At 37.6% G+C, this 14,286-nt stretch carries 15 protein-coding genes and 1 other RNA gene; 3 read left to right on the forward strand and 13 right to left on the reverse strand.

What is annotated here, in order from left to right:
• Positions 1–104: 104 nt before the first annotated feature.
• From rnpB to ACQY77_RS02020, 8 genes are all read right to left on the reverse strand, one after another.
• An RNA gene (gene rnpB / locus ACQY77_RS01985) (RNase P RNA component class A) lies at positions 105–483 on the reverse strand.
• 168 nt (positions 484–651) lie between these two features.
• Positions 652–1,074 carry a c-type cytochrome gene (locus tag ACQY77_RS01990; RefSeq protein ID WP_421939665.1) on the reverse strand — a complete coding sequence of 141 codons (423 nt, stop codon included), beginning with the start codon at positions 1,072–1,074 and terminating at the stop codon, positions 652–654.
• A gap of 69 nt (positions 1,075–1,143) precedes the next feature.
• The gene (locus ACQY77_RS01995; protein WP_421939664.1) at positions 1,144–1,794 is read right to left on the reverse strand and encodes an SCO family protein; all 651 of its coding nucleotides are present in this window, start codon (positions 1,792–1,794) and stop codon (positions 1,144–1,146) included.
• A gap of 134 nt (positions 1,795–1,928) precedes the next feature.
• Positions 1,929–2,393, reverse strand: a complete 465-nt coding sequence (locus tag ACQY77_RS02000; RefSeq protein WP_421939663.1) for a hypothetical protein — start codon at positions 2,391–2,393, stop codon at positions 1,929–1,931.
• Positions 2,394–2,398: 5 nt separating this feature from the next.
• Entirely contained in the window at positions 2,399–3,376 is a 978-nt protein-coding gene (locus ACQY77_RS02005) for a transporter (RefSeq protein WP_421939662.1), read from the reverse strand.
• Positions 3,339–4,376 (reverse strand): cytochrome-c peroxidase, encoded by a 1,038-nt coding sequence (locus ACQY77_RS02010; RefSeq protein ID WP_421939661.1) that lies wholly within the window; start codon positions 4,374–4,376, stop codon positions 3,339–3,341. Before ACQY77_RS02010 ends, ACQY77_RS02005 begins: the two co-directional genes overlap by 38 nt.
• Positions 4,376–5,146 (reverse strand): MbnP family protein, encoded by a 771-nt coding sequence (locus ACQY77_RS02015; RefSeq protein WP_421939660.1) that lies wholly within the window; start codon positions 5,144–5,146, stop codon positions 4,376–4,378. Before ACQY77_RS02015 ends, ACQY77_RS02010 begins: the two co-directional genes overlap by 1 nt.
• A 101-nt stretch (positions 5,147–5,247) precedes the next feature.
• Positions 5,248–5,619 (reverse strand): hypothetical protein, encoded by a 372-nt coding sequence (locus tag ACQY77_RS02020; protein ID WP_421939659.1) that lies wholly within the window; start codon positions 5,617–5,619, stop codon positions 5,248–5,250.
• A gap of 199 nt (positions 5,620–5,818) precedes the next feature.
• On the opposite strand from ACQY77_RS02020, the gene ACQY77_RS02025 reads away from it, so the two are divergent.
• Complete coding sequence (locus tag ACQY77_RS02025) at positions 5,819–6,223, forward strand: DUF5991 domain-containing protein (protein ID WP_421939658.1); 405 nt, start codon at positions 5,819–5,821, stop codon at positions 6,221–6,223.
• Positions 6,224–6,366: 143 nt separating this feature from the next.
• Here the strand turns inward: ACQY77_RS02025 and ACQY77_RS02030 are convergent, their stop codons facing one another.
• On the reverse strand, positions 6,367–8,103 hold the full coding sequence (locus tag ACQY77_RS02030; RefSeq protein WP_421939657.1) for a phospho-sugar mutase: 1,737 nt from the start codon (positions 8,101–8,103) through the stop codon (positions 6,367–6,369).
• A gap of 185 nt (positions 8,104–8,288) precedes the next feature.
• Here ACQY77_RS02030 and ACQY77_RS02035 point away from each other — a divergent pair, with 185 nt between their 5' ends.
• The gene (locus ACQY77_RS02035; protein WP_421939656.1) at positions 8,289–9,602 is read left to right on the forward strand and encodes an aspartate kinase; all 1,314 of its coding nucleotides are present in this window, start codon (positions 8,289–8,291) and stop codon (positions 9,600–9,602) included.
• A 318-nt stretch (positions 9,603–9,920) separates the two neighbouring features.
• Complete coding sequence (gene lysA / locus ACQY77_RS02040; protein ID WP_421939655.1) at positions 9,921–11,075, forward strand: diaminopimelate decarboxylase; 1,155 nt, start codon at positions 9,921–9,923, stop codon at positions 11,073–11,075.
• Between the two features lie 73 nt (positions 11,076–11,148).
• On the opposite strand, the gene ACQY77_RS02045 is transcribed toward lysA, so the two are convergent.
• The 4 genes from ACQY77_RS02045 to ACQY77_RS02060 all read right to left on the reverse strand — a co-directional run bounded on the left by ACQY77_RS02045 (position 11,149) and on the right by ACQY77_RS02060 (position 14,210).
• Positions 11,149–11,361 (reverse strand): hypothetical protein, encoded by a 213-nt coding sequence (locus ACQY77_RS02045; protein WP_421939654.1) that lies wholly within the window; start codon positions 11,359–11,361, stop codon positions 11,149–11,151.
• A gap of 41 nt (positions 11,362–11,402) precedes the next feature.
• Positions 11,403–12,215 (reverse strand): hypothetical protein, encoded by an 813-nt coding sequence (locus tag ACQY77_RS02050; protein WP_421939653.1) that lies wholly within the window; start codon positions 12,213–12,215, stop codon positions 11,403–11,405.
• Between the two features lie 112 nt (positions 12,216–12,327).
• A complete protein-coding gene (locus ACQY77_RS02055) occupies positions 12,328–12,708 on the reverse strand; it encodes an SRPBCC domain-containing protein (RefSeq protein WP_421939652.1) in 381 nt (126 codons plus the stop codon).
• A gap of 311 nt (positions 12,709–13,019) precedes the next feature.
• A complete protein-coding gene (locus tag ACQY77_RS02060; RefSeq protein ID WP_421939651.1) occupies positions 13,020–14,210 on the reverse strand; it encodes an acyl-CoA dehydrogenase family protein in 1,191 nt (396 codons plus the stop codon).
• Between the last annotated feature and the right edge of the window lie 76 nt (positions 14,211–14,286).

Genomic DNA, 14,286 nt, shown 5'->3' on the forward strand with positions numbered 1-14,286 from the left:
TTGAAGTGCTAATATATTATTTTTTAATTAATGTATAGTTTTTTATACAATTTATAAGCTATAAACGAGAAAAGGGGATAAAGGTTTTAGAAAAAGAAAGGAATAAAAAATGCAGGTCTATAAGCCGGGTTCTGTTTTCCGTAAACGGAATTTCTATCATTAATCCACTATAAATGTTGCCATTTATCTCTAACGACCTACCCACTAACATCGGACGGGCAGCCCTACATGCGTTAGCCTATTTGGTCTTTCAACTCTCGGGGTTTACAAACCACTGCAGTCGCCTGCAATGCTCGTGCGCTCTTACCACACGTTTTCACCCTTATCTCAACAAAGTTGAGACGGTATATTTTCTGTTGCACTAATCCGTAATTCAGGTTTTCATTCCTAAATCCCTTTCCGTTAGAAAGCGAGATGCCCTGTGTTGCCCGGACTTTCCTCTCTCTCGGTTTTACCCGAAACAGCGATAGAACAACCTGCATTTTGCGCAAAGATGGCTTTTTTAATCAGAAAGTTGAAATGGTTTTATCTTTTTTACCACACAAGTACAAAATTATATTGTAGTCACAGCACTTTTTTTAATCAAAAAATCGATAAGGAATGCTTACTAAGCCGCTAATACCAGATAGGGCCAAATATCAATACTGAAACTCATTTACACTGTTGCAATTGAGAAGAAACCTGTTGATAAGATACAAAACCCTGATTATTTCCAAAAGCATTGGTAACAAATACCATCACCTGTGCCACTTCAATATCAGTTAGTTCCGGAAAAGCAGGCATCTTTTCTTTATAGGTTTTACCCTGCACAGTGATGGCTTCATTCAAACCATTCTTGATGATACAAGCCAATCGGTTTTTATTATGCTTCAGGAACACACTATCAGTTAAGGGAGGAGCCAGTTGCCCAAGCCCTTCACCATTCTCACCATGACAATTCTGACATTTGGCCTTATAGATATCTTTTCCACTGGAAATGTAATTCTGCAAATCAATTGTTTCCTGGTTTTGGCATGAAATGATTACACCGATAACCAATAAGATAAAAGTAGCCTTGATAATGTTTAAACGCATGATATGATAATATACTTAAGAGATATTTAGCCCCAGAAATTCCTGTATGTTCTGGGGCTAATTGAATATTTATTTTTTATATTCTGCAAGTAATAATGGGATGTCTTGCTTAAGCTTCTCTACTTCTTCTGGTTTTGTACCATCATAAGCACCCCTGATGTGTTTATCTTTATCAATCAGTACCAGGTATCCTTGGTGAATGTAGCCATCTTTAGCAGTGCTGTCTTCACCAACAGCAACCAGGTAGCTCTTTTCAGCAAGGGTATATACACTGTCTTTTGATCCATAGAGAAATAACCACTTTGGTCCATCAACGCCTAGTTTCTGCGCATATTTCTTTAAAGCAGAAGGTTTATCGTATTTGAAATCAATGGTATGAGAAACAAATAATACATCTGGATTACCTTTAAATGCGGTGTAAATATCCATTAAATTACGGTGCATAGTAGGGCAGATCGTCGTGCAGGAAGTAAAGAAAAAATCAGCTACATATACTTTACCATCAGTAGCTTTATTTGTAGTAACCACACTATCCTGGTTTAGAAACGACCAGTTAGGAATAGTTTGATAAACGGTATCTATTTTTTCAACTCCAGCTGCATCTCTTACCGTTTCCGCATGGCGTTCGCCATAATAAGGCAGCTTTTTGTTTTGCGTACAAGAGAAGATTAGCGAGGTGAATAGCAAGAAGCTTGCTACCGAAAAAACGATTTTATTCATAATATAATTTTAAATTGTAAATATACGACCTGTGTGCCGCAGAAAATAATTAATTATGGTAATGTTACTTATTGTAACGGTTTCCCGCAGGTTTAAAAAGATAAGAGCCAATCCTTTTATCTATGGGACACAAACTAGTGTTTATGCTGATGCACATGATGATGCTTTTTTACAGGAGAAATGTGATGAACTTTGAGCACAGAATCTGAAGCTCTGATTAATTTAATATAATCATCTTCTACAGCCCTGATCTTGATCATTTGCGACTTGTAATAGTCCAAATCTTCCTGGGCCGTTTTACCTTTAAAATCATCTTTAAAAAAATGCATCCAATCCATCATTTTCTCGTCTGCCTGATTAAGTTTTGAAATTAAATCGGTCATCTGTGCTGTATCAGCTGATTTCTTCTGTTTTTCAGCTATCAAAATCGTATCCAGGTGCATTCTGTTTTTAATCAGCTTTTCACCATCAAGCATTAATTTATCGTGAATATTTAAAACTTCTTTGCGAATTGCCTTTGCATCTGGTTCCGTTTTGCAGGCCAGGTTCAAAGAAATCAGCAATCCCAATAGCGCCATTGCTGTGTTTAGTCTTTTCATTTTTGTTAAAAATTATAAGTCAGTCCTACATAAACCTTTCCCGCACTCATGGGATGGTCGGTTTTTGCCTCCCAGATATTCTTTTGAATACCCGCATTTAAGGCCACATTTTTATAAAAAACGTCTAAACCAGCTCCGCCCATTAAGTTATTCATAATGTGTTCGCCGGTTTTCTCAGCCTTATATTTCTCTCCACCCGAATATTCGTAGAAGAATTGGGCAGAAGGCATTATTTGCAGGTCTTTACCTATCTGTTGTACATAAAAAATATTTAGAAAACTTGTGGTACTGTTCGCTATGCCTTCATCACGGCTATTGGTACCATTTACTTTATAAGAAGTATTTAAACTGGCGCCAAATTTACCCAGGCCAACCAGGTAATTGAGGTAAACAAATGCGTCTGTACTGCCAGTACCAGCCTGCATAAGAGAAGAATACCGGATACCCTCATTATTTTTAAAGTCATTTTTACCGGTTGCAAGTTTTACACCTGCACCGGCAATTAACTGCTGTTTAAAATTGTCCTCCAGCTTTTGTAACACGTGGTAGCCTGCGTAAATATTAATGTCGCCCAGCCCAGAAATAGAAGATGTATAGCCGTTATATCGCTCACTATTAGAAACATAAGGCAAAATAGCATTAACTTCTAATTTACTATTAATGAAGTACTTCCCCCTAAGTTCCAATGAACGATAAAGTTCATAGTCGTCAGGATTTCCTGCATGATTGGTGATAGGTGAATTTTGACTTCTTGCCGGAATAAAGAAATTTCCCCCAGATGGGAATAACGCATGATTTTGGCCTTCATAGCCGCTAAATGATCGATAGCGGTAAAGCAAACTTATGCTGTTACGATTATAGTAAGGAGTAATCCCCATAAAGCAACCACAAATATCACAGGCAAATACCTGGCTACCCATCAATAGCAGCGCTATAAAAAGTAATTTACGATTCACTAAATAGTGTATTTTTAATAAATTCATGATCTGTTAAGGTCTTTAAGAATGCTTTAATTTGTTCTTTTTCGAGCGTAGTTAGCGGAATAGCATTTTTTAATAAAGGATCCAGGTTGGCCGCAGGCTTTACACCAGCATTATAGTGTTCCAATACCTCATCTAAACTGTAAAAACGACCATCGTGCATATAAGGGCTCGTGTATTCAATGTTCCTAAGCGTAGGTACACGGAATTTTCCAAAATCCGTTGCCGATCCTGTAATGTGAGAGCGCCCCTCATCAGCGCTTTGAAGATCAAGTCCATTGCTGCGATAAGAAAAATCGGTAAAAAATGGCTCAGCATGACAGGACACGCACCTGGCTTTAAATAGATTATAACCTGCCAGTTCGCTTGAAGTAAAAGCGGCAGCGTTTTCTTTGCGCATTACCTGATCGTATTTAGCGTTACCTGAAACCATCACCCCCATAAATTGAGCTAAGGATTTTAAGATTAACTGAGAGTTGATTTCTTCAGTTCCGAAGGCAGATTTAAACAAATCCGGATATGGTGCCGTACTTTTTAAAAAAGCGATTACAGTTGCGATGTCTGTACGCATTTCGCAGGTGTCTGCAATGGCATTAAGCGGTGAAGTTTCTAAGTTTTTCACACCACCGTCCCAGAAAAATGCCTTTTGCCAGACCAGATTAAATAATGGTGGAGTATTACGTTTACCCTGGCAGTTTGCTACGCCATGACTAACCTTATGATCGAGGTTCGCAAATGCAGCAAATTGCTGATGGCAACTTCCACAAGAAACACTTTTATCTGCCGATAAACGCGCATCGTAAAAAAGTTTCTTGCCCAAGGCAAAACCTGCATTGGTTAGTTTATTTTCATCGAAATTATATGCCGGTACAGGAAAATTAGCTGGAATTTTAAAGGCTACATTCAAGTTTGCAGGCACTTCATCTTCCTGATTTTTACTGCAGGCATACATCATCGCAATACCCATTCCGAGTATCGCGATGACATAAAGTTTCCTCTGCATTAATTATGAATATGATCCAATCTGAACATACCATTGGCATAATTATCGGCAACAAGCACCGAATTTGCTCCTCCCATAGTGAAATTCAAAGTGCCAAAACTGATATTTGTTTTACCGGTAAATAAGGCCGCTGCATTTACAATAAAATGCATATTTGGCTTTTTATCCGTCCTTATTCTTAGTGGATTGGCAGCATTAATCTCAGTCGCGAATGTTCGAATGGTATTATTGGGATCAACTACGCCACCGATATGAAATGTAAGTGCATTACCAGTAGCTTTTGACTGTGGTGAAGTTCCTTCTAGTTTCACAAAAATATAGCCGCTGTTCCAGGTCCAGAACATCCCGTTAACAGGATCTAAAGCACCCGTTTGCGCTCCGGCAAAATTACGGGCATAATCTACACCAATGGTATATTCTATTTTAGTGTAATCACCAGTGGGTACATCCTTTAAGCTTATATTGGTAAGCTCACTTTTTGAAGCGTCTATTAAAAAATAACTTTCTGGAATAGCGTAAGTACTTCCATCGGCTTTGCTCAACTTGATATTACTGATATAATATTTAAAAACATTGATTTTAAAATCATCGCCATTAGCGTTTTTATAAGTAACGGTATTCAGTGTTAAAGGACTTCCGCTTACCTGGTTTTCAAACTCGATGGTAAAGCCTGATTTCGTATCAGGTGCAATGTCGTCATTACTTTTTTTACAAGATGACAATAATATAATAGGGCATAGGCATGCCAGTAAATAGTATGATAATTTCATTCTTAAAATGTCTTAGTGATTAATAATGGCTGTTGTAACGCAAACAGATTGCATAAACATATTCTCCTTCAAGAGCAGAAACAACAGAAAAAAACAAATAACTAAGCCACTTTAGGCGGATGGAATATAGAAATTGATAAATCCTTAACAGGTTTTTCAAAATAACCAGTCAAATTTTCGATGGTAAAAGATGGGATTTCATGGTTAATGACCAGAACTCTGAACTGAGGTTCTGCTTCCACAACCCTTTTCAGCTGATCTTGTACCTGTTTATTTTTAGTATCCAGGTCTTTTAGTTTTCTGGCTAAGAAACATTGGCCATCACAATGCAATTCGGGATGCTCTTTATTAATACAGAACACACTGGTAATGTACTCTTTGTTCATTTGATAACCAGAATAAATTACTAATTGCATCACACCATTGGAAACGGTGGCCATAATTAGAAAATATATGAGGATTCTTTTGAACATAACCAATTAATGCTGCAAAAGTATTAAAGAAAGTGAAGAATAAAAATATAATCTACAGGTTTTACGAAGATTTGTATCTTATATTCTTCCTTCTCACACCCCAAGACGGTTATCATTATAACCTACAGCTCTTCATAATAGAAAACTACTTACAAATTTCTTGTGTTTAACTATAAGAACTATATTTAGCCATCAATAAATGAAAAACATTTTATTACTTCTATTTTTCATAACAGCTAAGTTCTGTTTTGCACAAAGTTCCAAACTGGATTTTACCGGTCATTGGGCATTTAATGATGGTTATGTTTCATATATAATGGATGTGAGCAAGCCTGTAAATGGCAAATCGCTTTGTATAATTGATGCTCAGGGGATACAAACCTCTTACAAAATTAAATGCTTTGCCACAGCGAAAGACAATACGCTAAACATCTACTATAGTAATGTATTAGATGGCATTTTGCTGAATGAAAAAAGGGTAGATAAATCTAAACCGATTCTTTCTTTGGTGAATAAAGAGGGTAAGGTCATCTCATACTGGAAACAAATCTATAACAACCTCAGCACGAATGGAGAAGGAGAGGTTACCTTCAAGAAAAATTGATATAGAAAAATATTGTGATTGTAAAACTTTGTTAGGGATATTGAGTTAAAAGGATTTACAATTGATGAAATAAGATTCAAAAAATCTAACACAAGAGCACAGCTGAATATTTCAACTGTGCTTTTAATTATATTATTAGCTAATTATGCTTGTAAGTCGGCCATAACTGCTTTAATCTTATCTGCCAGCTGAGCGTTTACATTTGCAAAATCTTTGCGATCAGCTAACGGCGCGTTCACACTGCAATAAAACTTAATTTTAGGTTCGGTACCACTCGGACGGGCAGAAACTATGCTGCCATCTGCGGTGATAAACTGCAACACATCTGATTTTGGGTAATCCAACTTCGAAACCTTTCCGGTTGCAAGGTCAGTCTCTTGCCCCAGTTCATAATCCTTCAACACAGAAACTTTTGATCCACCTAAACTGGCTGGAGGGTTATTCCTGAATTTCTCCATCATGGCTTTGATCTCTTCAGCACCGGCTTTGCCTTTTTTAGTTAAGGATACTAAATCTTCCTTATATAATCCGTATTCTACATACATATCTAGCAAAGCATTATACAAACTGTTGCCTTTATCTTTATAATAAGCCGTCATTTCTGCGATAAATGCAGCAGAAACTACAGCATCTTTATCACGTACCAGATCTCCGATTAGGTAACCATAACTTTCCTCTCCTCCACCAATGAAATATTTCTTACCTTCCAGTTCAGTCATCAACTGTCCAATATATTTGAATCCGGTTAAGGTGTTGTAGTAAGTAACATCTTTCTTCTTGGCAATCTCCTCAATCAGGTTAGAAGTTACTATCGTTTTTACAATAAACTGATTACCATCTAGCTTGCCACTTTCCTGCCAGGCGGTTAATAAGTAATTAATTAATAAACAACCTGTCTGATTACCATTTAGCAATACCCACTCATCATTATTATCTTTTACTGCAATACCCACGCGATCGGCGTCAGGATCTGTAGCTAAAACCAGGTCTGCATCTATCTCCTTAGCTTTATTCATAGCTAAAGTAAGGGCCTCTTTTTCTTCTGGATTAGGATAAACAACAGTTGGGAAGTTTCCATCAGGCTGGCTTTGCTCTTCCACAATTGTAACATTGGTAAAGCCAAATTGAGCTAAAGCTTTTGGCACTAATGTAATCCCTGTTCCGTGAATTGGCGAGAATACAATTTTTAAATCGTGCTGGCGCTTAATTGCATCCGGAGAAATGGAAAGCGCTGTGATACCATCTAAATAGAGTTTATCTACTGCTTCATCGATAAGTTCAATATTTGATTCTATACGATCGAACTTGACTTCGTCTATGCTCTTGATCTTATTTACTTCATCAATAACCAGCTTATCATCCGGAGAAGTGAACTGTCCACCATCGGCGCCGTAAGCTTTGTATCCATTATATTCTTTTGGGTTGTGTGAAGCCGTTAACATTACACCACTTTTGCAGCCGAAGTGACGAACGGCAAAAGAAAGCTCGGGAGTAGGTCTCAAAGCAGAGAAGAAATAAACGTATATTCCGTTTGCCGAAAAAACATCGGCCGTTATTTTAGCAAAGTAGTCTGAATTATTACGACTATCGTGGGCAATCGCCACCTTTATCTTTTCGTTCGGATACTTATTGTTCAAGTAATTGGCCAATCCCTGCGTTGCGGTGCCAATAGTATACTTATTTATCCGGTTTGATCCGGCTCCCATAATACCGCGTAAGCCTCCAGTACCGAATTCTAAACTTTTATAAAATGCATCTGTTAGTTCTGTAGCTGCGTTTTTATCTACAAGAGCCTGTATCTCGGCCTTAGTTTGTTCATCGTAATTACCGCTTAACCATTGGTTAATCGTGGCCTGTGTAGATTCATCAATTCCCTGCATTGAGTTGTATTTTTAATTTAATATCTGGTGTTGAACAATTTTTTCTGGAAGATGTTTGGCTAGAATTTCTAATTTTATAATCAATCCAAATTTTATTTTGTTGAGGGTGTTGCTTTTAAGTTGCTTTTGCTTATTTTCACGCCCCGATACAATTATAAAAGAAAATTACATATTCCAGTACAAAAATGAAAATATTAAAATTTGGGGGTACCTCTGTAGGTAGTCCCGAACGCATGACCAAGTTGTTGGATATTATAAATCCAAATGAAGAGCAGATTGTAGTTCTATCAGCAGTGTCTGGTACAACCAATAGTTTAGTAGAAATTGCAAACAACTTTTTGGCTGGAGATAAGAAGAAGGGAAGCGAGTGCGTCGAAAATCTGTATCAAAAATATAAGGCTTTTGTTGTTGAGTTATTACCAGCAGCTGAGTTTCAGGAGCAGGGGAATGAAGTGATCGATTACCACTTTCACTTTTTAGCAGGGTTTGCAAATGATATTTTTACCCCAATAGAGGAAAAGATTGTTTTAGCCCAGGGCGAATTGCTATCTACAACCTTATATCATATTTATCTGAAATCTATCAATGTACCTTCGGTATTATTGCCTGCATTAGATTTTATGAAAACGGATGAAGATAATGAACCCGATGTTCCATTCACAACCAAGCATTTAACTCCATTATTAGAGCAGCATAAAGGCAATAAACTTTTCATTACACAGGGTTACATCTGCCGAAACAGCTTTGGCGAAGTAGATAACCTTCGTCGTGGTGGAAGTGATTATACGGCTTCGTTATTGGGTGCGGCAATCTTAGCTGAAGAAGTTCAGATCTGGACCGATATTGATGGTATGCACAACAACGATCCACGAATTGTTAAAGGCACCAAACCCATTGCACAATTATCATTTGATGAGGCTGCTGAATTGGCGTACTTTGGTGCAAAAATTTTGCATCCACAATCTGTTTTTCCGGCACAGAAATACAAAATCCCTGTGCGTTTATTAAATACCATGGAGCCTAGTGCTGCTGGTACTTTAATTACTTATGATAGTGAAAAAGGAAAAATTAAATCAATCGCTGCAAAAGATGGCATTACAGCAATAAGAATTCAATCCAGCAGAATGCTGTTAGCCTATGGCTTCCTGAGAAGGGTTTTTGAAGTGTTTGAGCGGTATAAAACGCCTATCGATATGATTACCACCTCTGAAGTGGCTGTTTCTCTTACCATTGATGACACTTCGCACTTAGCGGAGATCAAAACAGAATTGGAAACTTTTGGTTCTGTAGTAATTGATGAAAATCACACCATTGTGTGTGTTGTAGGAGATTTTGGAGCAGACAAACATGGCTTTGCCAGTCGCGTTTTCGAATCTTTAAAGCACATTCCAATCCGAATGATTTCTTATGGCGGTAGTAATTACAATGTTTCTTTATTGATTCAGGGAGAATACAAAACAGAAGCATTAAGAAGTTTGCATAGCCGTTTATTTGAATAATAGAAAGTAAGCAATTATTACAACTATAAAGCCGATAAGCACGTGCACACGCAGAAAGTTTATCGGCAACATTCCATTTTTATATTTTCTGTAAGAGTTATATAGACCCAAAGAAATAATAAAAAAGACAAATAGGGCAGCAGCTATATCCATTTTTTTAATGATAGGAAAAAGATTACAATTAATAGTAATATAATAGAAAATCTAATTTTACCATTGTATTGTTTTTGTGTGATCCTTCCGTGTTTCAAATCTAAATAGTTGCCTATATAAATTAGCCCGAAGAATAAAATTAAAATTATAATAAGGAATCTGAACATGTTCGCCGATAAAGATATATCAAAGTTTAACAATATTGAAACGCCATTTTACTATTACGATACAGATTTACTTCAAAGAACCTTGAAGAGCTGTGCCGAGGCGGCTGCGAATTACCAATTTCACATACACTATGCCCTGAAAGCGAATTTTAATGCTGTCCTGCTAGATCAGATTAAAGCTGTAGGTTTTGGTGCTGATTGTGTAAGTGCCGGAGAAGTAAGAAGAGCAGTAGAGGTTGGTTTTGACCATCAAAAAATTGTTTTCGCTGGCGTTGGAAAATCCGACAAGGAAATTAATGAAGCGTTGGATCTGGATATTTTCTGCTTCAATGTAGAATCTATCCAGGAATTAGAAGTTTTGAACGAACTTGCTGCGAAAAAAGGTAAGACTGCACAAGTGGCTATTCGTATAAATCCTAATGTGGATGCACATACCCATCATAACATTACGACTGGTTTAGACGAAAATAAGTTTGGTATCAATTCATGGGATTTATCTGCGTGTGCCGACACTTTAAAAGCTTCTCCAAACCTTAAATTTATTGGAATACACTTTCACATTGGTTCGCAAATTACCAACTTAGATGTTTACAAAAACCTTTGTGTACGGGTAAATGAATTTGCGACCTGGTTTGAAGATAAAGGGTTTACACTAAAAGTTTTAAATGTAGGTGGAGGTTTAGGTATAGATTACTATAACCCTGACAACCAAATCCCAGATTTTGCAGCGTACTTTAAGATTTTTAATGAATTTTTAACGGTTAAGCCTGGACAAGAAGTTCACTTTGAACTTGGAAGGGCTTTAGTTGGACAATCAGCATCATTAATTACTCGGGTATTGTACATCAAAAATGGCAAAAAGAAGAACTTTGTGGTTTTGGATGCAGGTATGACAGAGTTAATGCGTCCTGCTTTATATCAAGCTTACCACAAAATAGAAAATTTAACCCGTGGCAATGGCAGCGCCATTAAATATGATATCGTTGGTCCGATCTGTGAAAGCACAGATTGTTTTGGTAAGGAAGTAGAACAGCCTGAATCATTTAGAGGAGACGTATTCGCTATTCGCAGTGCGGGTGCATATGGAGAAGTGATGGCTTCTAAGTACAATTTACGCGATGCGATAAGGTCTGTTTATAGCACAGAAATATAATTTATTATTTTCACCACAAAGACACCAGGGCAAAAATTAAGTTAAACCGGGTGCCTTTGTGGTTAATAAACAACTATTTCTTCTTAGAGGCTACAAGAACAACAACTCCCGCAACGAGGATAATTCCACCAACATAAGGTGGCCAATTCACTGATTTCTCTTTATCGGCAGATATCTGAATCGGACCAGCATCTACAATTTTCTCCTTCTTAGTGTAAGAAAAGCCCGTCCAAACAAGCATGGCGATGCCAACAACGATTAATATAAGTCCTACGGTTCTGTTCATAATTATTTTTTATAACAGAACAAGCAAATTTCCTTAATGTTTTATTTAAAGGTATAGCCCAGACTTATTTTTTGGGAGTAATTAAGTGTACTGGCCATTTCCAGACTCATGTAAAACCTTTTGACGTTTAAAAAATAGTTAACCACCCAACCACCGGAACTTACATCCTTTTCACGACTAACATTTGAACCAAACCTGAATCCATTATTCAATGTAGGGCTTCCACCAATAAAAAGCCTGAAGGCATGTTTAATATCATGGTTTCTTCGTCCTCGCCATATAATTTCTGAAGAGAGGCCTGTAGTCCAGATCAAACTTCTGTCTGTTACTGCCACATAATTAGGTACAAAGCCCCGATAAATTTGTCTTCTAAAATCAGTATAAGGTCCATTTTCAAAGTTTACAGCATTTTCGAAATTGATATATCGAAAATCGGTATTTCCATTTTCAGAAGTACTGTGCAAGCCAGCAGAGAACCGTAAACCTGCGCCAAAATAGTTTTTCTTAAACTGAGGAAGATAATCTTCAGGATATTTAAGGGAATTGGTAGTTGAGCTGTTTTCCGCTTTTCCCGTATAACCAAATAAACCATACCCGATATTAAATTCCTTGAATGTATGTGCTGCACTAATATTAATCATCCCCATCTCATAGGATACTTTAGCATCTGGCGAGCTTCCCCCCGCAAGGCTAGCAGAAATGCTCGTTAATGTTTTAATGCTGTCAACAACCATCGCTTTAGGCAAATAGCCTAAGTTACTGCCCGGACTGGCGGGAGTTAGATAAGTACTGCAGGAATTGAGAAATCCAAGGGCGCACAGGCCACAAAAAAGTGCTTTGAGTTTAATTTTCATTAATTTAGATTGGAGCGGTTGAGGGGGCTTAAGATTACTATTCCTAATGTGCCCCGCAGATTTAAAAGATTAGTTCTGTAAAAATCAGTGTAATCTGCGGGAAACGTTTTTATTATTCATCGAAGAAATCGACCAGGCCACCTAAGAAATACGTTTCAATGCCTTCGGTAAAATCTTCATAGTCTTCATCAGGAATATTGGTTTGTTTAAATTCTAATGATGTACCTTTTCGGTCTTCATGGAGTTTAATCGTAACAATTGAAGGTTCATTTTCTTCACCAAAATACCACTGTTGAACGATTTTCTTTCCATATTCAAACTCCAGATTTTTCCCGGTAATATCACCATCCCAAAATGAAAATTCGGATTCGGGTGTTTCCTGAAACTCAACCTCAGCGCCAGTCCATAGTTTTATACTTGTTTCTTTGGTTAATGCTAAATAAACCTCTTCGGGAGGAGCGGGGATATAGGTATATTTTTTAAAGTCTTTCATAATTTTCGCTTCGCGAACAGGATTATCTGATTACCAGGATTTGCTATGATCATGGCGCTAATTTAACATCATTACATTAACAGAAAGTTAAGTTACAGCTTACTGAGGCCTGTTCTATATTTATTAATTGTAGGGTTATATATCTTTTTAAATTGTAAGCTTGTTGCCCCAAAATTAAATAATAATCCGATATCAAAACATAGGCGACAACATAATTTTTCGCCTGAGCTAAATGTGCGCTTTAAAGATTAGAGGATTACAGGATTTCCAACATAATCCTGAAAATCCCGTAATCCCGTCAACCCTGAATACTACTTAAATGCGTTTATTCCGGTAACATCCATACCGGTAATTAATAAATGTATATCATGCGTTCCCTCATATGTTACCACAGATTCCAGGTTCATCATATGGCGCATAATGGAGTACTCTCCGGTAATCCCCATGCCACCGAGCATTTGGCGGGCATTTCGGGCAATATCTAATGCGATTTCGACACTATTTCTTTTAGCCATCGAAATCTGCTCAGCGGATGCTCTATTTTCACTCTTGAGCACTCCTAAACGCCATACTAGGAGTTGTGCTTTAGTAATTTCAGTAACCATTTCAGCTAATTTCTTTTGCTGTAACTGGAAACCTCCAATCGGTTTACCAAATTGAATGCGTTCTTTCGAATAGCGAAGTGCAGTATCATAACAGTCCATTGCAGCTCCTAAAGCACCCCAGGCAATTCCGTAGCGCGCCTGATTCAAGCAACCCAACGGACCTTTCAATCCACTAATCTCCGGGAACACATTTTCCTTAGGGATTTTTACATTATCAAATACCAATTCACCTGTTGCAGATGCCCGTAAACTCCATTTGTTATGGGTTTCCGGAGTAGAGAATCCTTCCATGCCACGTTCTACAACCATCCCTCTGATTTTCCCCGACTCATCTTTAGCCCACACCACAGCGATATCGGCGAAAGGAGCATTGCTAATCCACATTTTAGCACCATTCAGCAAATAATGGCTTCCTGCATCCTTTATATTTGTAACCATTCCTCCGGGATTAGAACCATGATCCGGTTCAGTTAATCCAAAGCAACCCATTAATTCGCCACTGGCCAACTTCGGAAGATATTTTTTACGTTGCGCTTCAGAACCATAAGCGTAAATTGGATACATCACCAGCGAACCCTGCACAGAAGCAGTAGAACGAATTCCTGAATCACCACGCTCAATTTCCTGCATTAAAATACCATAAGCCGTATAATCTAGTCCCGCGCCCCCATATTCAACCGGAATTGTTGGGCCAAATGCACCTATTTCAGCCAAACCTTTAATCAAATGCTTAGGGAATTCTGCTTTTTGAGCATAATCTTCAATTATAGGAGTAACTTCCTTCATAACCCAATCCCGAGCGGTTGCTCTGATCAATTTATGTTCATCAGTTAATAACTCATCTAACAGATAATAATCTGGTGCCTCGTAAAGATCTTTTTTTGCTGACTTGCTCATGTACTAGGTTTATTTAGTTAAGAAATGACTTCCAATTCAAAGGTAACAATTTACCACAATGGGTATTATATTCGGT

Origin of the sequence: Pedobacter sp. (assembly GCF_965279535.1) — a bacterium.
GTDB lineage: Bacteria > Bacteroidota > Bacteroidia > Sphingobacteriales > Sphingobacteriaceae > Pedobacter.